The 17393-nt window shown below is 59.4% G+C and carries 17 protein-coding genes; 8 read left to right on the top strand and 9 right to left on the bottom strand.

Features of this window, described 5'->3' with window-relative positions; all coding sequences use genetic code 11:
• Positions 1 to 106: 106 nt before the first annotated feature.
• Complete coding sequence (locus ACSQ3J_RS22195; protein ID WP_436040306.1) at positions 107 to 484, bottom strand: YybH family protein; 378 nt, start codon at positions 482 to 484, stop codon at positions 107 to 109.
• A 255-nt stretch (positions 485 to 739) separates the two neighbouring features.
• Between ACSQ3J_RS22195 and ACSQ3J_RS22190 the strand changes: the two genes are divergently transcribed.
• The 7 genes from ACSQ3J_RS22190 (at position 740) to ACSQ3J_RS22160 (ending at position 7191) form a co-directional block, all read left to right on the top strand.
• Positions 740 to 2266, top strand: coding sequence for a trimethylamine methyltransferase family protein (locus ACSQ3J_RS22190; protein ID WP_436040304.1), 1527 nt, complete (start codon positions 740 to 742; stop codon positions 2264 to 2266).
• Entirely contained in the window at positions 2263 to 3480 is a 1218-nt protein-coding gene (locus ACSQ3J_RS22185) for a M24 family metallopeptidase (RefSeq protein ID WP_112834753.1), read from the top strand. The genes ACSQ3J_RS22190 and ACSQ3J_RS22185 overlap by 4 nt, the downstream gene beginning before the upstream one ends.
• A 53-nt stretch (positions 3481 to 3533) precedes the next feature.
• Complete coding sequence (locus ACSQ3J_RS22180) at positions 3534 to 3737, top strand: hypothetical protein (protein ID WP_060502424.1); 204 nt, start codon at positions 3534 to 3536, stop codon at positions 3735 to 3737.
• Between the two features lie 146 nt (positions 3738 to 3883).
• Entirely contained in the window at positions 3884 to 4591 is a 708-nt protein-coding gene (locus ACSQ3J_RS22175) for a corrinoid protein (protein WP_060502425.1), read from the top strand.
• 49 nt (positions 4592 to 4640) lie between these two features.
• The gene (locus ACSQ3J_RS22170; protein ID WP_060502426.1) at positions 4641 to 5921 is read left to right on the top strand and encodes a flavin-dependent oxidoreductase; all 1281 of its coding nucleotides are present in this window, start codon (positions 4641 to 4643) and stop codon (positions 5919 to 5921) included.
• A gap of 20 nt (positions 5922 to 5941) precedes the next feature.
• On the top strand, positions 5942 to 6856 hold the full coding sequence (gene purU, locus ACSQ3J_RS22165) for a formyltetrahydrofolate deformylase (protein WP_060502427.1): 915 nt from the start codon (positions 5942 to 5944) through the stop codon (positions 6854 to 6856).
• Between the two features lie 35 nt (positions 6857 to 6891).
• Positions 6892 to 7191, top strand: coding sequence for a DUF2218 domain-containing protein (locus ACSQ3J_RS22160; protein WP_060502428.1), 300 nt, complete (start codon positions 6892 to 6894; stop codon positions 7189 to 7191).
• Positions 7192 to 7276: 85 nt separating this feature from the next.
• On the opposite strand, the gene ACSQ3J_RS22155 is transcribed toward ACSQ3J_RS22160, so the two are convergent.
• From ACSQ3J_RS22155 to ACSQ3J_RS22120, 8 genes are all read right to left on the bottom strand, one after another.
• Complete coding sequence (locus ACSQ3J_RS22155) at positions 7277 to 8590, bottom strand: ROK family transcriptional regulator (protein ID WP_082511982.1); 1314 nt, start codon at positions 8588 to 8590, stop codon at positions 7277 to 7279.
• Positions 8591 to 8601: 11 nt separating this feature from the next.
• Positions 8602 to 9735: an ABC transporter ATP-binding protein gene (locus ACSQ3J_RS22150; protein ID WP_060502429.1), complete on the bottom strand. Its 1134-nt coding sequence runs from the start codon at positions 9733 to 9735 to the stop codon at positions 8602 to 8604.
• 30 nt (positions 9736 to 9765) lie between these two features.
• The gene (locus ACSQ3J_RS22145) at positions 9766 to 10587 is read right to left on the bottom strand and encodes a carbohydrate ABC transporter permease (RefSeq protein WP_060502430.1); all 822 of its coding nucleotides are present in this window, start codon (positions 10585 to 10587) and stop codon (positions 9766 to 9768) included.
• Between the two features lie 8 nt (positions 10588 to 10595).
• Positions 10596 to 11495, bottom strand: coding sequence for a carbohydrate ABC transporter permease (locus ACSQ3J_RS22140; protein WP_347360142.1), 900 nt, complete (start codon positions 11493 to 11495; stop codon positions 10596 to 10598).
• Complete coding sequence (locus ACSQ3J_RS22135; RefSeq protein WP_060502431.1) at positions 11492 to 12481, bottom strand: ROK family protein; 990 nt, start codon at positions 12479 to 12481, stop codon at positions 11492 to 11494. The genes ACSQ3J_RS22140 and ACSQ3J_RS22135 overlap by 4 nt, the downstream gene beginning before the upstream one ends.
• On the bottom strand, positions 12478 to 13272 hold the full coding sequence (locus tag ACSQ3J_RS22130) for a 6-phosphogluconolactonase (protein ID WP_060502432.1): 795 nt from the start codon (positions 13270 to 13272) through the stop codon (positions 12478 to 12480). The genes ACSQ3J_RS22135 and ACSQ3J_RS22130 overlap by 4 nt, the downstream gene beginning before the upstream one ends.
• 62 nt (positions 13273 to 13334) lie before the next feature.
• Complete coding sequence (locus ACSQ3J_RS22125) at positions 13335 to 14207, bottom strand: sugar phosphate isomerase/epimerase family protein (protein ID WP_060502453.1); 873 nt, start codon at positions 14205 to 14207, stop codon at positions 13335 to 13337.
• A 75-nt stretch (positions 14208 to 14282) separates the two neighbouring features.
• Positions 14283 to 15560, bottom strand: coding sequence for an ABC transporter substrate-binding protein (locus tag ACSQ3J_RS22120; protein ID WP_060502433.1), 1278 nt, complete (start codon positions 15558 to 15560; stop codon positions 14283 to 14285).
• A gap of 200 nt (positions 15561 to 15760) precedes the next feature.
• On the opposite strand from ACSQ3J_RS22120, the gene ACSQ3J_RS22115 reads away from it, so the two are divergent.
• The gene (locus ACSQ3J_RS22115) at positions 15761 to 16849 is read left to right on the top strand and encodes a Gfo/Idh/MocA family protein (RefSeq protein WP_060502434.1); all 1089 of its coding nucleotides are present in this window, start codon (positions 15761 to 15763) and stop codon (positions 16847 to 16849) included.
• Positions 16850 to 17393: the final 544 nt, after the last annotated feature.

Genomic DNA, 17393 nt, shown 5'->3' with positions numbered 1-17393 from the left:
ATTGATGGAGACGATCAATCGCCTGCCGGGGTGGCTCTCATGTGCGTTGTCAGCCGGCATAAGGAGTGCGTCTTCCGGCGGACACATGGACGCGCAAGCTACGATCTCAGGTCGCGAGCCGCGTTGCCTGATGCAACAGAATCTTCCAGCCTGTGGCATCGCGCCGGAAGACATTGGTGCCCATGAGCGCGGTCTTGCGATTGTCAGCGACGAAGGTAACATTTTCCCGGACAAGCCGGATGGCGGCAGAGTTTCCCGGCTCGCTTTGGGTCAAGTGAGTCAACTCAAACTGAACAAACGGCGCGCTCGCAAACGCATGCGCCATTGTTTCAATAATCGCCTCGATGCCGACCGCTGCATTGCCGTTCGGCTCGATATAGGCGGCCCGGTCAGAGTTCGACCAGATATCACGCATGGCGTTCACGTCATGCCGTTCGATAGCCGAGTAAAATGCGGCCTCTGCCGCATCGATCGTTGCAAACATTACTCTTCCCTCCTGAAGACGACGCCGCCCGTTTCGCGGCAATAGGTGTCCGTGGCTTACCATTCGTTTTAGACAGCCAAGCCCAAGGCAGTGCTTGTCCTATTCGTCACCATCCCCGCTTTCACATGATGGCCGCGATCCGTTCGCTCGCATCAGGCGGTATAAATTTGGACTATCGATCTCCCCGGCGCTCACACAGGAATAGTCCGGCAAATGCGGGCAAACGCATCCATCGGATTTCTAGCGGAGCAAATCATGAGCACTCCAGGGACACGGCGCGGGGGCGCCGCAAATCGCCGTGAGGCGCAGGCTCGCAAGGGCGCAGTTCAGCGGGCGGAGCTTATCAACCAGTTGCCCGCCTATTCCATCATGGACGAGGATGGCCTCGAACAAGTACTGGGCATGGCATTTAGGATTCTGGAAACAATCGGCATCGAATTCCGCCATCCGGAGGCGCCAGCCCGCTGGCAGTCCGCCGGCGCACAGGTTGACGGGGCACGTGTGCGCATCAAGCGCGACCTGATCATGAAGCTGATCTCAACGGCTCCATCCGAGATCCGTTTCAACGCCCGCAACCCCGAGCGCTCAATCACGCTTGGTGGCGCCCGGACAGTCTTCAGCGGGGCCTATGGCGCGCCACACGTTCTCGATTTCGACGACGTTCGCAAGACCAGCACGCGCGAGCACCTGCAGAACTTCACCAAGCTGGCGCATACGGCCAAGACGATCCAGATCAACGGCGGCGTGCTTGCTGAGCCCCAGGATGTCGATGTTCGGCTGCGTCACTTCGAGCTTGTCGGACAGACAATCCTGCTGTCGGACAAACCCTATATGGGCGCCGTGACATCGCGGACGGCGGCGAAGGACACCATTGCGCTGTCGCAGCTTGTGTTCGGTGAGGAATTTGTCGATCAGAACATGGTTGTCGGCTCGCTGGTCAACTGCAACACCCCGCTTGTCTGGGATGAGGCGATGATCAACGCGCTCGAAATCTATTCGCGCGCCAACCAGACGGTCATCTGTACACCGTTCGTCATGGGCGGCGCCAGTTCGCCCGTCAGCACCATCGGCGCTTGCGCTCTTATCATCGCCGAAGCCCTCAGCGGCATCGCCTATACGCAAATCATCCGCAAGGGTGCGCCAGCGATGTTTGGCTGCGTGGCACAGACGATCTCGATGAAATCGGGCGCGCCACTGACCGGCAGCCCCGAACCGATCGCCATGAACCTGATCGTTGGCCAAGTCATCCGCAAACTCGGCCTGGTATGGCGGGCGAGCGGGCTCTGGACCACAGCCAAGACGCCAGATCTGCAGGCCGGTTATGAATCGATCATGTCGACATGGGGTTACATGTTGGCGCATGCGAACTGGATTATCCACGCCGCCGGTATCGTCGAAGGCGGCCTTGCCATCAGCTATTCCAAATTTGTCCACGACGTCGAGCAGATCGATATCTTCTACGAGGCCTTCCTTCGTCCGAGAATGGATGACCTCGAGGAAGTCTTCGAAACCTTGGTGAAGGTCGGCCCGGGCGGGCATTTTCTGGGCGAAGCGCATACGCGCAAGAATTCCTTCTACATACCCGAGCTCTCGGATGCCAACAGCTACGAGCAATGGCGTGACGAGGGGCGGCTTGACGCTCATCAGGTCGGCCTCGCCAAGGCGCGCCGCATGATCGACGAATACGAAGCACCGGCGATCGACGAGGGGCTGCGGCAGACGATCGGTGACTTTATTGCCTCCCGCTCAAAAGCCATCACCGGTGGGGAGTTCGAACGATGAATATGGCCGGAACCTTTACCGCGGGTACTGAAACCGGATGGAGCCTGACGGCTCTTCGCAAGTACCGGCTGGCGCGAATGCGCGAACAGATGGCCATCCACGACGTCGCCGGCATTGTCCTGTTTGATTCCGTGAACCTGCGCTATGCGACCGACACGACCAACATGCAGGTCTGGGGCCATCACAATCCGGTTCGATACGCCTTCATCGCGACCTCCGGCCCGGTCATCATCTTCGACGCGACGACCATGCTGCATCTCTACGATGGCTTCGATCTCGTCGACGAGTTGAGCCCCTGCATTCCATGGACCTACTTCACGGCAGGACCACGCTTCGAGGAAAATGCGAAGGCCTGGTCGAAGAGCATTGCCGCGCTCGTCCGCGAGCACGGTGGCGGCAACTGCCGCCTTGCCGTCGACAGGATCAATCCGTTCGGCGTGTGGGGGCTCGAGCAAGAGGGCGTCAAGGTCATCGAGGGGCAGGGCATCATGGAGCATGCCCGCGTCATCAAGTCTGCCGACGAACTCGGCGCCATCCGCTGCGCAATCAGCACCGCAGAAGCCGGCATGGAAAGCATGCGCCAAGGGCTGGAGCCCGGCCTGATGGAGCGGGAAGTCTGGTCGATCCTCCACAAGCGCAACATCGAACTCGGTGGCGAGTGGCTGGAGGGCGCACTCTTCGCGTCCGGTCCGCGCACCAATCCCTGGTTCAAGGAGGCAAGCGATCGGCGTATCGAGAATGGCGACATCGTCGCCTTCGATACGGATCTGATCGGAAACTACGGCTATTGCGCCGATATTTCCCGCACCTGGATCTGTGGTGACGCCAAACCCACCGTCGAACAGCAGGATCTGTTTGACATCGCGGTGGAGCATCTCGACCGGAACATGTCGATGGTGAAAGCCGGCCTGACATTCAGGGAGTTTGCCGAACGGTCGGAAAACCTGCCGGAGCGGTTCCGCCGCCAGCAATATGTTTGTGCCGCCCATGGCATCGGCATGTGCGATGAGTATCCCCAAATCCTTTACTGGCGCGATTATGAGAACTTCGGTTTCGACGGTGTCCTGGAGACAGGGATGACGATCTGTGTCGAAAGCTATGTTGGCGAGTTTGGCGGCAAACAGGGCGTCAAGATCGAACAGCAGATACTGGTGACCGACGATGGCTACGACCTGCTCTCCAAATATCCGCTTGATCTGCTGAATTCGCGCTAAGCCGCACGCGCAAGCCGGCGCCTCGGCCCCCATCGGCTCAGAAGGAGGAGACTATGTGCATTTTCATGATTGATGCGCTTGCCGATGATGCCTGCCCCGGCGGGGCTGCAGCATTTTCCGGCAAAATACCGAAATGCAACCGAGCCTGCGGTTCTGCAAAGTGCCGCAAGTCCGGCGGCGCGATCTTACCCATCGTCGCTGTCACCGCGACCGGGTTGGCGGCTGACCTCAACAGGACCACGCCTGACGCCGAGTGATCCCCCGCCGGCTGCCTGAAGCAAAACGCATGCGCATATTTGCTTTGCCGGCACCGGATCAATGGTCTCATTCGGGACTTCTGAAATGACAAGGCTGCAGGCTAATCGTTTGCACATCTTGAGGACACGTAAAAGCAGGGGTTGGAATGAGCACGCAAACCGATGAGATTATCCTTTCAGAGCTTGATGACGACGCCCTGACCGATCAGATGCATGCAGACATGTACGATGGCCTTGCCGATGAAATCGCCGAGGGAACCCGCATTTTACTTGGCCGCGGCTGGTCTCCGACCGAAGTGCTGGAAAAAGCCCTGGTCGAGGGAATGCGGATCGTCGGCATGGACTTCCGCGATGGCATTCTTTTCGTTCCGGAAGTGCTGCTCTCGGCAAACGCGATGAAGGCCGGGATGAACATCCTCAAGCCGCTTCTGGCAAACACCGGTGCCAAGCCCATCGGGAAAGCCGTCATCGGCACGGTCAAGGGCGATATTCACGATATCGGGAAAAACCTCGTCATCATGATGTGGGAGGGTGCTGGCCTCGAAGTGATCGATCTTGGCATCAACATCGATGTCGATGTCTACATCGGCGCGCTCCAGGAACACCAGCCAGACATTCTCGGCATGTCGGCGCTGCTCACCACGACCATGCCTTACATGAAGATCGTCGTCGACACGTTGAAAGAGCGCGGGCTGCGCGAGGACTACATTGTCCTCGTCGGCGGCGCGCCACTCAACGAGGAATTTGCCGCCGCAGTCGGGGCTGACGCCTATTGCCGCGATGCAGCCGCCGCAGTCGAAACCGCTAAGCACCATCTTGCCAGGAAATATCGCCGCAACAGTATCGACGCATGACATTCGAGCCGGCCTGCTGCTCAGGCCTTGGGGCTAGGGAAACAAGACAATGACAAAAATTCTGATCGTCGGCGCCGGCATCGCCGGACTGACCGCCGCCCTGAGGCTTCACGCCTTGGGTATCGACGTCGAACTGTTCGAAGCCGCGCATGAGGTCCGCGAGCTGGGTGTAGGCATCAACCTGCAGCCCAATGCAGTCAAGGAACTCACCAATCTCGGTCTCCTGGGCAAGCTTTCGGAGATCGGTTCCTCGATGGAGGAACTCCGCTATCACAACAAGCACGGGCAGGAAATCTGGAGCGAACCGCGTGGATTGAAAGCCGGCTATCTGTGGCCACAATTCGGCATCAGCCGCGGGCGCTTTCAAGGTCTTTTGCTCAAGGCCGTCAAGGAGCGCCTTGGTGAAGACGCCGTCAGGACAGGGCACTACTTCCATAGGCTGGAGCAGACGGGCGATCTCGTCACCGCCGAATTCCGGGAGAGCCGGGATGGCAAGCCGGTCGGCACCTATACCGGCGACATCCTGATTGCCGCCGATGGAATTCATTCCGCCGTTCGCCGTTTCTTCTATCCGCAGGAGGCCGCGCCGCGTTTTGCCGGGCAAATCATGTGGCGGGGTGTCACGGATGCCAAGACCTTCCTGGATAACCACACGATGTTCATGGCCGGACATCGCCAGCAGAAGGTGGTTTTCTATCCGATGGCTGGACCTCTGACCCATCCGGACAGCACGCAGATCAATTTCGTCGCTGAAGATTCAGTCGATCCCAACAAGCCGATGCCTCAAGAGGAATGGAACCGCGTCTGCACGATCGACGAGGTCGCTCCCCGTTTTGAGAAATGGGCCTATGACTGGTGCGATGTGCCCGGCATCATTCGCAACGCCAAGCAACTCTATGTCTTTCCCAAAGTCGACCGGGATCGCATCCCGAAATGGACTTTCGGGCGGGTCACCATGATCGGCGATGCCGCCCATGCCATGCATCCGGCCGGCTCCAGCGGCGCCTCCCAGGCGATCGTCGATGTGCGGGCGCTGGCACTTGCCTTCAAGACACAGCGCGACGCTGTAGCGGCCATCGACTTCTACGAGAAACTGCGGCTTGAGGAAGTCTATTCCCTGGTCAAGCTCAACCGCGAAAAAATGGGCCCGGAATGGGTCATGGTTCTCGCCGAGCAGTTAGCCCCCGGCGGCTTCAAGCATATCCATGACGTTATCCCGAAAGAAGACCTCAACCGGATCGCTGACGACTACAAGAAAGCCGCCGGTTTCTATCCCGCACAGGTCAACGCGCTAGATCCGTTGGTCGATATCGATCCGAGACTTTTGTAAGCACCACGGAGTTCATGAGAATGTGCTATGACACTGCCGTTATTCACGGCGCCAGTTGCGTTCAGGACGACAATCGGACCTGCTCGTATGTCTTGACCACTTCCAGCCCCAACACGCGCGGCATCGTTGCGGGCTTTACCACCCTGCTATCCGAAATCGGCGCCGACATCACCGAGGCACATCAATATGGTGATATCGATACCGACCGTTTCTTCATGCGGCTGGTCTTCAGCTATTCAGGCACGGCCGACGATTTCCGCAAGCTCGAGGAACGGCTTCAGGCCGTTGCGATGAGGGTAGGGGCCACCATCAGCCTGAAAACCGCCGATGCCCGGGCCCGGGTTTTGATCATGGTCTCCAGGTTCGATCATTGCCTGCTCGACCTCCTTTACCGGTTGCGCGTGCGGGAATTTCCAGCCGAGATTGTCGGCGTTGTCTCCAATTATCCGAAGGAAGATTTCGCCAATATAGATCTGCGGGGCATGCCGTTCCATTATCTGCCCGTAACCGCCGCAACAAAGGCGAAACAGGAGCAGAAACTGCTCGACATCGTCCAGCAGAGCGCCGTCGATCTGGTGGTTCTTGCCCGCTACATGCAGGTCCTGTCGGATGACGCGGCGAAAGCATTGTCTGGTCGGTGCATCAATATCCATCATTCCTTTCTGCCCGGTTTCAAGGGCGCACGGCCTTACCAGCAGGCCAAGGAACGGGGTGTCAAGATCATCGGAGCGACGGCCCATTATGTCACCGGCGACTTGGACGAAGGGCCGATCATCGAACAGGATGTCGAGCGCATTAGCCATCTCGATTCCCTTGATGACATCGTCCGCAAGGGCCGCGATATCGAACGCAGGGTTTTGGCAGGCGCCGTCAGGAATCATCTGGAAGGCCGGGTCTTCATCAACGGCAAGACGACCGTCGTCCTGCACAACTAAGATTGCAGCGCGCCCAGAACCGGGAGAGGAAACCCATGCCAAACGCGACAGTCTCGATCCAGACGGCGCAAGCCACACGCTATTGCGCCCAGCTTCTGAGCCACTGGAAACATCACGGCCCGGTCGTCAATGAAACGGCGGCCGGCGTCGTGATGGCGTTTGGGCAGACAAGCTATACGATCGAGCCGAATACGGACGCGCTGACAATCACCATTGCGGCAGCAGACGTTACTTCCCTGAGCAAGGGCAAGGCGGCCATAGAAGAGCACATCAATCGGTTCGGTTTTCGCGAATCGTCATCGTTTGTGTGGGACTGGCGACAGCCGGAGGCCTGACGATCCCGCCCGTGGTCAATCAAGCACCGCCACTTGCCCTGATCCGGCCAGCCACCAGCAACCGGCGGGGTTCAACGGCTCCCCGTTAACTTCTTTTCGGCTGCTCGAAGGGGCGCTGATCGTCACCGATCTGGCGGATATAGAGATGGCGAAAATTCGGGTTGGTGTTGACGAAGATCGGCAGGCTGGCGGCGCCGATAACCGGCGCGTCATCGGTCAGTTCACCGACGACGAGCCGCGGCGAACGGCGGTCCTTGCGTTCGCTCAAGGAGCGGTACAGCGGATAGGCCCGCTCGACCAGCGCCGTGATAATCGACGGCGGTAGCGACCCGCCGACCGTAATGAACTCCGGATCGATGGTGCCTTCGAGAATAGCCGCCAGAAAACGCAGGCAAAGTCCCGCCTCCTCCATCCAGGCGGAAAGCTGCGGATCGCGGCGGGCATGGATATCAGCAAGGATTGACAGGTCGGCGACCGCTGCATCGGCATCTTCGATGCTCCATTCGAGCGCCGACGCAATACCGTTCAGCGACAGGATGGCATCGATAATCGGCGGTGCGCCATTGTCGCGCATGCGTTTCGGTTGAAATGGCAAGAGCCCGAGTTCGCCGGCGTTCCCCCATGCACCCTTCAAGGGCATGCCATCGACAATCATGCCGGCGCCGACGCCGTATCCGATATACAGATGGGCGAAGTTGCGCTTGTCCTTGTCGCGGCGGGCAAAATGCTCGCCGATCGCCGCGGCCGTCGCGTCGTTCTCGACAAGCACGGTCAAACCGCACAACTCCTGCAGACGCTGGGCGACGGGGACGCTGGCCCAGGCGTCCCATCCCGGCTGCTTGGTGGCAAAATCGTAGATGTCATCGTCCAGCGTGGGAAGCACCAGGCCGATGCTCCAGATTTTTTCCCGCGGGACATCTGCCTCGGCGATGAGGTCTTCGGTCAGGCTGGCAATGTGCTTGAGCGTTGGTTCCGGCTCGCGCGTATCGCCCGTCCAGGTTTTCCGGCCGATGACTTCCAGCAGAAGATTGCACACGACCATGACGACGCGGTTGCGGTCGAGATGAATGCCGATGGAGAATCCGGCAACAGGGTTCGGACCGAGATAAATCTGCGGCTGGCCGCGCTGGCCCTGCGAACGCCCGGTTTCGATGATGAACTCCTGGTCCAGCAACTCCCGGGTAATCCCGGAAACAGTCTGCGGCGTCAGCCCGACGCGCTTGGCAATGTCAATGCGGCTGAGCGGGCCGGACTGGTGCAGCGCCTCGAAGATGAGCCGCCGGTTGAAGATGCGGGAATGCTCGAGATTGGTGCCGGTGACATCGGGCAGCCTCTGCCGCCCCTCGGCGAGCCTGGTCAGCTTGGGCGCTCCCGCCCGTGTCTTTGGCGTATCAGTCATTCCGTTTCCATTCAGCGTGCCCGGAATTCCTGGCCGAGGATGCCGTAAGCCGGGCCAGAGCGGCGCCCGAGCATGGCTTGTCCGGCAGCATCGAAAAGGTGAACCGCGGCGGCCGGGGCGTCGGCCACGAAGCGATCTCCGGCCGTGCAGAAAATATCGCCGGGATAACGCACGGTTATCATCTGCCCATCGGCGAGTCGCAGATAGACGATGCTGGTTTCGCCGAGATGTTCCACGAGGTCAACAGTCCCCTCGATCTTCACCGATGGGCCATCGCCGGGGATCCAGTGTTCCGGCCGGATGCCGACGGTGACTGTTGCGCCGGGGGCAACCGGTGCTCCCGAATAAGGAAGGCTGATGTGCTGCTCACCCACAGACAGCTTCATATTACCATCCGCAACAGCACTCACGCGCGCCTCCATCAGGTTCATCGCGGGTGATCCGATGAAGCCGGCGACAAACAGGTTGGCGGGGGCGTGATAGAGGTCGAGCGGCGTTCCGACCTGCTCGATGCGGCCGGCATTGAGCACGACGATCTTGTCCGCCAATGTCATCGCCTCAACCTGATCGTGCGTCACATAGATCATCGTCGCGCCCAGTTCACGGTGGAGCTTGGCGATCTCGATGCGGGTGTTGACGCGCAGTGCTGCGTCGAGGTTGGACAGGGGTTCGTCAAACAGGAAGGCTTTCGGCTGGCGCACGATGGCGCGGCCGATGGCAACGCGCTGGCGCTGGCCACCGGACAGTGCGCCGGGCTTGCGGTCGAGAACCGCGTCGAGCTTCAGGATCGAGGCTGCCTTGCGGACACGCCGGTCGATCTCGTCTTTCGGGATTTTTGCGAATTTCAGGCCGAACGCCATGTTGGTATAGACATCCATATGCGGATAAAGCGCATAGGACTGGAACACCATGGCGATCTGCCGTTCAGCCGGAGGAACGTGGTTGACGATCTCGCCCCCGATGCGGATGTCACCGCCGCTGATATCCTCAAGGCCAGCGATGGCGCGCAGCAGCGTCGACTTTCCGCAACCTGACGGGCCGACAAACACGACAAATTCACCGTCTTCAATCTTGAGATCGATCCCGTGCAATACATTGAGGGCGCCGAAGGCTTTGCGCACGTTGGAAAGGGACAGGTCAGCCATCGATTTTTCTTTCTTTGATAGCAAGGCTCATCATTTCACGGCACCCGCGGTGAGGCCGGAGACGATACGGCGCTGGAAGATCAGCACGAGCAGGATCAGGGGGACGGTAACGATGACGGAAGCGGCCATGATCGTGCCGAACGGCAATTCGAAGCGGCTCGATCCGGAAATCAGCGCCAGGCCAACCGGAACCGTACGAACCGTATCGCTGAGCGTGAACGTCAGCGCGAACAGGAATTCGTTCCAGGATGCAATGAAGGCAAGCAGGCCGGTGCTGGCAAGCGCGGGCGCAAGCAGCGGGAAATAGATCTGCCAGATCATCGCCCAGGTCGAGCATCCATCCATGCGGGCTGCGTCTTCCAGTTCAGCCGGAATCTGGCGGATGAAACTGGTCATCACCCAAACCGTAAACGGCAGGCTGAAGATCATGTAGGAAAGGACGAGGCTACCGAGGCTGTTATAAAGCCCGAGCCAGCGGATCGTGCCGAACAGGCCGGACAGCACGACGATCTGCGGAAACATCGACGCGCCGAGAATACCGGCCAAAACGATGCCGCGCCCCCGAAACTTCATCTTGCCAAGCGCGTAGGCCGAGGTGATGGCGAAGATCAGCGACAGCGTCACGACGCTGACAGCGACGATCGCCGAGTTGAGGATGTTGCGCAGAAAGTTGCCGTTGGTCAGCAGGTCGCGGTAGTTGGTCAGGTCGATTGCCGGAAAGAAATCAACCGAGAACAGTGCCGCACCCGACTTGAACGATGAGACGATCGCCCAATAGAAGGGAAAGATCGTATAGAACACGACGACGATCTTGAGCAGTGTCAGCGCGACGGTTTTGGCAAGGCGTTTCATAGTCATCCTCACTCGCTGATCAGCCGGATCTTGGTGATCTGGATATAGATGGCGGCCACCAGTGAAATCATCAGGAACACCAGCATTGCCACGGCCGAGCCGTAGCCGACGTCCTGGAAATCGACCAGTTGCTGGCGGGCGTAGATCGAGATCGTCGCGGTTTCGCGGCTCTTGGAACTGAGCACATAGGCAAGGTCGAACATCCGCACGGCATCCAGCAGGCGAAACAGAATGGCGACGGCAAGGGTCGGCCAAAGCAGGGGCAGGGTGATGTAAAAGAACTGCGCCCAGCCGGGAGCGCCATCGACCTTCGCCGCTTCATAGAGATCGCGGGGAATGATCTGCAGGCCAGCAAGGATCAAGAGCACCATGAACGGCGTGGTCTGCCAGACATCGACGGCGATGATCGCGGCCATCGCCGTGCCGGCACCCGCCGTCCAGGCAATGCCGTGGCTGATGAAGCCGAGCTTGATCAAGAGCGCGTTGACAACACCATACTGGTCATGCAGCATCCATTGCCACATCTGTGCAGAGACGACAGTCGGGATCGCCCACGGGATCAGCATGACAGCGCGCAGCGCTCCGCGGCCCTTGATCTGGCTGTCGATCAGAAGCGCGATCGCAACACCGGCCAGCGTTTCCAGCGTTACCGAAATCACCGCGAAGAAGGCGGTGTTTCGAACGGCATGCCACCAGTCGCCATCCTTCATTAGCGCCAGATAATTGCCAAACCCGATAAACCGCGGCAAATCGCCATCATCGAGCGAGGCGTGCATGAAGGAGAGATACGCGGTGCGCGCCAAAGGCCAGGCTGTAACCGTGGCAAGCACGATCAGCATCGGAGCCAGCAGCAGCCAGGGTTCGATGCGCTTTACCCAGTTGGATTGAGGTGCCGTCTCAGCCATCATGCACCAACCTTGATTGTTTGCCGGCGATTGCCGAGCGGTTTTGCAAGAGCAGCACCGACCACGCCGGCGCCTTCGCCAAGGGATGCAAGCTTGAGCGGAATGGACCGGCAGCGGGCGGCCCAGATGTTCTCGCGCATGTACTGCTCCAGCTTTTCACGATAGCGCCCGGTCGAGCAGCCCAGCCCGCCACCGAGAACAACCGCCTCGGGATCGACCATGTTGATCATCTGCGCCAGCAGCCGGCCGGTTACCTCTCCGGCCTCATCGAGGATACGAGTACAGAGGGAATCCCCCTCGGCACTCATGGCTTCCAGTGTGCGAACACCGTCTTCCGGAGGCTTCCCGGCGCGCCGGACAAACGAGCGCTGCATACCTTTGCCCGACGCGAAATCTTCGGCATTGGCAATCGTCAGTGCGGTATCGTCTTCCCTTGGAAGCGCAAGCACTGAACTGGCGAAGTGAATGGCAAAACCGTTGGCCCCGGCCCACGGCCGGCCATTGATCACGAGCGAATAGCTGATGCCTGTGCCCAGCGATATGTAGACGAAGCTCTGGTGGGACTGGCCCGCGCCGAAGCGGGCTTCCGCATGGGCCGCCGCACGCACGTCGCTGTCAGCCATCGTCGGAATGCCAAGCAGGCTTTCGATTTCCGCGCCAATGGTTTCAATCGAGAAATTCCAGTCGCTGCAGACGCGTCCCTCAAGATCGACCAGTTCCGGCACGGCAATCCCGATCGACAGCGGAAACCGGCCCTCAGCCTTGGCGAGCGCGATGATGTCTGAAGCGATCTCCGCAACTGCGCGGATGATCGCGATTGGACCTTCGGAGACCGGGGTTGGGCGGCGCCGGAAATGGGTCATTGCACCCGATTGGATATCGACCAGACCAGCTGCGATCTTGGTGCCGCCGAGGTCGATGCCGATCCGATAGTCGCCGCTTTCCATCGTTGCGGCCGCAGATTGCAAGGGTGTGCCAGCGCCTGTCATGCCTGAGCCGCCGCGGCGGTATCAAGCAGAATCCGAACCTGCTTGCAGCGATGAACGATGGTGGCCGGCCATTGTGGATCGAAACTTTCGCTCTCTGTCAGACGTTTGGCAGCGCCCTGCTTATGCGAACCATGAATGATCATGGCGACCGATTTCGACAGGTTGGCGATCGTGCCGAGACCAACGGTCAGGCCATGATGCGGCACGGCATCCAGCGACGGGAAGTCGGGGAAGGTGCCAAGATTGTCGCGGCGCGTCTCTTCGGCGAGCTTGACGATACAGCTTGGACCATCGGCCGGGCTACCCGGCGGATTGAAGGCGACATGGCCATCCGTTGCACCGGAGGCGAGAATGAACAAGTCGACACCGCCAGCTGCCTTGATCCGCTCATCGTAGGCACCGGGATTCGTCGCATCCGGAAACCAGACATGCTCTTTCGAAACCTGGTGTGCTGGCTCGATGGCGGCGTTCAACCGCTGGCGGATTTCTTGTTCGGCGAAGCGGCGGCAGCTGTTGTGCGCATCCGGCGGGCAAAGGCCAAGACCGTCTTCGCCACCGCCGAGATATTCGTCCATCATTACCAGAACGAGATTGGAGAGATCGAGATTACCGGCCGCAGCCTTTTCCGCCATCGCGTCATAAACGGGCTTTGGCGAACGGCCGCTCGGGCAGCCCAGCAGATATTGTTTGCCATTGGCGCGCGCGGTGGCAATGGCAGCCAGGATATCAGCGGCAAGCACGTCGCCGATTTCGGCCGGGGAGTTCAGGATTTCAGCGGAATGGGCGGGCAAGTCAATTCTCCGGTCGGGATCGAGTGCGGCCGGCGGCGATGCGCCGGCCGTGCGGTCTGGGCTTAGAGGCCGAGCGTCTTCAGGTAGTCGCGATTGTGCTTGGCGATCGGGTAGGGCTTTTCCGGCGGGCAGGGGTACATGTCCTGCTCGACAACGGCGAAACCATCGTAATTGCGGGCTTCAAGGAACTTCACCACCTCGGCGAAATCGATGGCGCCCTTGTCCAGTTCGCACATGACGCCCATCTGGAACGCGTCCATGAACGGGATGTTCTCGTCGGTGATGCGCTGGCGCAGCGCGCCATCCATGTTCTTGAAATGATAGTAGGGGATACGATCGGCATGCCGGGCCATGAAGGCGAGGGGATCAGCGCCCGTGTAGATATGATGACCCAGATCAAAGCACAGTCCGACATGATCCGGCTTGGTATCGGCCATCAGCCGCTCGATTTCGGCTTCGGTTTCGATGCAAGTGCCGACATGCGGATGGAAAACGAATTTCATTCCGTACTCTTCGACGACACGCTTTGCGGTAGTGCTGACGATGGCGATCATCTGCGCCCAGGCCTTGTCATCCAGCAAGCGGTCGCCAGGGGCGGCGTAGGATTCGGACTCGTCCATCAGGACGAACCATTCGGCACCTGCAGCTTTCAGCAGGCCGCAGATCGGCCCGACACGGGCAGCCAGGGTTTCAGCGGAATCGGCAAGCGACAGCGGATGAACAACGCCTGTGCCGCAGAGCTTGATATCGCGGCGGCCGAGTTCCGACAGCAGCGTTGCGGGATCGGTCGGCAGGTAACCCCAGGGGCCGAGCTCGGTGTAGCTATAACCGGCCTTCTGCACTTCATCGAGATAGCGCTCCCATCCGACCTGTTTTTCGTCCTTCGGATACCAGACACCCCAGGAGTCCGGTGCTGTCGCTATTTTGATCGTCATCGTCTTGTTACCTTGCATTTTGAAAAAGGCGGTTCGCGCCACAATCAGGTAGCGCGAACCTTGTTATCAGATGGATTACCAGCCGCCGCGTGACTTGAGACCGTCGAGCTTGGAGGCCAAGTCGTCGATCGCAGCGTCGGTGGCTGACGGGTCGGAAAGGCCGGAATGGAGATTGTTGGAAATCTCGGTCGAAACGCGCGGGTAATCGCTGCCGGTGATGCTGGTCGGCCGGGTGACGACATTTTCGAAGGCGGCCTTAGCGCTCGTCAAGAATGGGATCGCCTTCAGGATATCGGCATCGGAGAACAGCGACGAAATGCTCGGGATATAGGATCCCGCCAGAGCCCGGCGCTTCTCTTCCTTTTCGCCGGCAAGATAGGCGACGAGCGCTGCGGCTTCCTTCGGATGCGCCGAGTATTTCGAGACGCCGAGATAGGCTGCACCGTCGATGCCGACATGCTCGCCGTTTACGCCCTTGGGCAGGGGTGCCACGCCGACCTTGTCCTTGATGGCGCTGTCGGCGCCGTTGGCCAGCGACCAGGCATAAGCCCAGTTGCGCATGAACACGGCATCGCCATTCTGGAAGACACCGCGCGAGCCTTCTTCGTCATAGTTCAGCACACCTGCCGGCGAGATCGTGCCGACCCAGCCGGCCGCCGTCTTCAGCATGTCCTTGGCTTCGGGCGAGGCAATGGTGATCTTGCCTTCGGCATCGATAAACGTGCCGGCGCCGCTGCTTGCGAACCATTCGGTGGCATTGCAGACGAGACCCTCATAGGCCCGGCCCTGCCAGACGTAACCCCACATCTTGTCGTTGCCTGCCTTGCGCTCGCCGTCCTGAACCAACTGTGCTGTTGTCGTCAGGTCAGACCAGGTTTCCGGAACCTTGGCGCCGTATTTGTCGAGCAGGTCCTTGCGGTAGAACAGCAGGCCCGTATCCATGTACCACGGCATCGCGACAAACTTTCCACCGACCGTACCGGCGGCCACGGCCGATGGGAAATACTTGTCGACCGTGCCTGCAGGCATGGCTTCCGCCAGATCGAGCAGGTGGCTTTTCAGCGGCCCGACCCAGACGCCATCGAGGATCATCACGTCGACATCGGTCGACTGCGCCGACAGCAGCTGCTGATAGAGCGACAGAACATCGTCCCAGTTTGCCGGCATGGTGGTGATCTTCACCTCGTTGCCAGTTTCCTTGCCCCAGGCTTCGGAGCCTTCCTTGCAGAGCTGCAATTCGATGCCGGACGACGAGCAGAAGATGTTGATGGTTTCGGCCTGCGAGACGGCCGGGTAGGCGGCCGAAAGCCCGAGGGTGGCGATGCTGAATGCGAGAACTGCGCGAATGGACATGCTTTACTCCCCTTTTATTAAATCCAAATTATGGATCATAATATCCAGAAGTTTCCGTCTGTAAATGGAAAATTTCGACATGCGGGTGTAAAAATCGAATGTTCATTCCATTTTCGCGCTTGAGCAAGGGAGTGGCTTCCGGTATTTAAATTCACTATCCGAATTTAATTCGCGCAAAAAGCGCAACACAGGAGTGGAATATGCGATTGAGAGTTGGCCTGGTTGGGCTTGGAGAAGTGGCGCAGCTAATGCACATTCCAACGCTGCACAAGCTGCAGCAGCAATTCGAACTTGCCGCCGTGCACGATGTTTCGCCTTCGGTGCTGGCTGAGGTCGCCGATCACTGGAAGATCGCCAAGCGCTACGATACGGCTGATGCGCTGTTTGCCGATCCCGATATCGATGCCGTTCTGATCCTCAGCCCCGACCAGCATCATGGCGAGCAGGCGAGGGCTGCGCTTGCGGCCGGCAAGCACGTCTTCATCGAAAAGCCGGCCTGCCTGACGGCAGCGGATCTGGAGATGCTGGCCGCTGCCGAGGCAGCATCCGATCGCGTGGTGATGGTCGGCTACATGCGCCGTTTTGCGCCGGCCTTCATGGCGGCCAAGCAGGAGCTCGCAAATTTCGGACCGATCTCCTATGTCCGCGTCCGTGACGTAATCTGCGAAGGCCCCTGGTTCTTCAACCAGACCGACAAGGTCGTGACCCCGAAGGGCGACATTCCGGCCAAGCTGATCGATGAGAGCCGGGCGCTGCGCAAGGAAATGATGGATGCGATGTGTGGGGCAGACGCACCAGCCATCGTCAAGCGCGGCTATGAAGTCATGACCGGCCTGTGCTCGCATTCCCTGTCGGCCATGCGCGATCTGCTCGGCGGCTCGCCAAAGCGGGTGATCGGTGCACAGCTCTCGCAAAATGGCGAACAATTGACCGCGATGTTCGATTACGGCAGCTTCACTGCCATCTATGAATGCCTGATCGACGATATCGCCCGCTTCGATGCCGGCATCGAGGTCATGTCGAAGACCAAGCGCCTGCAGTTCCGCTACAACACGCCGTATCTGCGCAATCTGCCGATGACGCTGGAGGTGCAGGAGAGCACAGCCGACAGCAACCTCGTCCGCACGCTCGGACCGTTCCACAAGGACGCGTTCCAGATCGAACTCGAGGCCTTCCACGACACGATCGTCAGTGGCGCGCCCAATCGCACGCCGCCCTCGGACTCGCGTGAAGACATTGACCTGTTCTCGAAAATACTGTCGGTCGCCAAGACGACATTGGTTTCCTAACCTATCGATCGGCAATCAAAACCTGCAGTTAATGCTCCCTGCCTGAAAGGCGGGGAGCTTCAGCGCACCGAGCATCTGCCCAATACAGTTTACAAAGTACCTGGGTTCGAACGAACCCATTTCAACAGAACGCACTTTGCGCAAAGATAGCGCCCTATTTGGCGCTCCCACGGTCTTTGAGCTTTGCGGCCAGAGCGCTATCCTTCACACGAATATACCATAGACAGCCGCACCTCATCGGGTTCGAAGTCATCGGTTTGTGCGCCTTTCACCTTGGCCGCGTCGCGTGCGAATCGGCCGAATTTTCATGCCATCCCGGCATCACCTTGATCGTCCGCCGCGATGCTTCCTTGAAGAAACGGGAAGTTCCCAAAGAACTCCTGGGCCTTGTTGATATCTTCGTGTCTCATGGCTGGCGCTCGCCGGGCGTTGGCTTGTGGCGTTATCATTGCTGCTTGTTTTTCGTGCCGATTAACGCACGAAAGCCCGTGTCATTTCTGATCACGGGCTTTTGTTTTTTGTTTGGTTGCGGGGGCAGGATTTG

The organism is Rhizobium sp. LjRoot98 (assembly GCF_964252935.1).
Lineage (GTDB): Bacteria > Pseudomonadota > Alphaproteobacteria > Rhizobiales > Rhizobiaceae > Pararhizobium.
This window is presented reverse-complemented; position numbering and strand designations above follow the sequence as displayed.

What these genes read in the sequence shown, in the direction of transcription:
- ACSQ3J_RS22180 (WP_060502424.1), top strand. Translation starts at nt 3,534, where the DNA reads ATGTGCATTTTCATGATTGATGCGCTTGCCGATGATGCCTGCCCCGGC.
- ACSQ3J_RS22190 (WP_436040304.1), top strand. Translation starts at nt 740, where the DNA reads ATGAGCACTCCAGGGACACGGCGCGGGGGCGCCGCAAATCGCCGTGAG.
- ACSQ3J_RS22115 (WP_060502434.1), top strand. Translation starts at nt 15,761, where the DNA reads ATGCGATTGAGAGTTGGCCTGGTTGGGCTTGGAGAAGTGGCGCAGCTA.
- ACSQ3J_RS22135 (WP_060502431.1), bottom strand. Translation starts at nt 12,481, where the DNA reads ATGACAGGCGCTGGCACACCCTTGCAATCTGCGGCCGCAACGATGGAA.
- ACSQ3J_RS22140 (WP_347360142.1), bottom strand. Translation starts at nt 11,495, where the DNA reads ATGATGGCTGAGACGGCACCTCAATCCAACTGGGTAAAGCGCATCGAA.
- ACSQ3J_RS22185 (WP_112834753.1), top strand. Translation starts at nt 2,263, where the DNA reads ATGAATATGGCCGGAACCTTTACCGCGGGTACTGAAACCGGATGGAGC.
- ACSQ3J_RS22145 (WP_060502430.1), bottom strand. Translation starts at nt 10,587, where the DNA reads ATGAAACGCCTTGCCAAAACCGTCGCGCTGACACTGCTCAAGATCGTC.
- ACSQ3J_RS22125 (WP_060502453.1), bottom strand. Translation starts at nt 14,207, where the DNA reads ATGACGATCAAAATAGCGACAGCACCGGACTCCTGGGGTGTCTGGTAT.
- ACSQ3J_RS22170 (WP_060502426.1), top strand. Translation starts at nt 4,641, where the DNA reads ATGACAAAAATTCTGATCGTCGGCGCCGGCATCGCCGGACTGACCGCC.
- ACSQ3J_RS22155 (WP_082511982.1), bottom strand. Translation starts at nt 8,590, where the DNA reads ATGACTGATACGCCAAAGACACGGGCGGGAGCGCCCAAGCTGACCAGG.
- ACSQ3J_RS22160 (WP_060502428.1), top strand. Translation starts at nt 6,892, where the DNA reads ATGCCAAACGCGACAGTCTCGATCCAGACGGCGCAAGCCACACGCTAT.
- ACSQ3J_RS22175 (WP_060502425.1), top strand. Translation starts at nt 3,884, where the DNA reads ATGAGCACGCAAACCGATGAGATTATCCTTTCAGAGCTTGATGACGAC.
- ACSQ3J_RS22150 (WP_060502429.1), bottom strand. Translation starts at nt 9,735, where the DNA reads ATGGCTGACCTGTCCCTTTCCAACGTGCGCAAAGCCTTCGGCGCCCTC.
- ACSQ3J_RS22195 (WP_436040306.1), bottom strand. Translation starts at nt 484, where the DNA reads ATGTTTGCAACGATCGATGCGGCAGAGGCCGCATTTTACTCGGCTATC.
- ACSQ3J_RS22120 (WP_060502433.1), bottom strand. Translation starts at nt 15,560, where the DNA reads ATGTCCATTCGCGCAGTTCTCGCATTCAGCATCGCCACCCTCGGGCTT.
- purU (WP_060502427.1), top strand. Translation starts at nt 5,942, where the DNA reads ATGTGCTATGACACTGCCGTTATTCACGGCGCCAGTTGCGTTCAGGAC.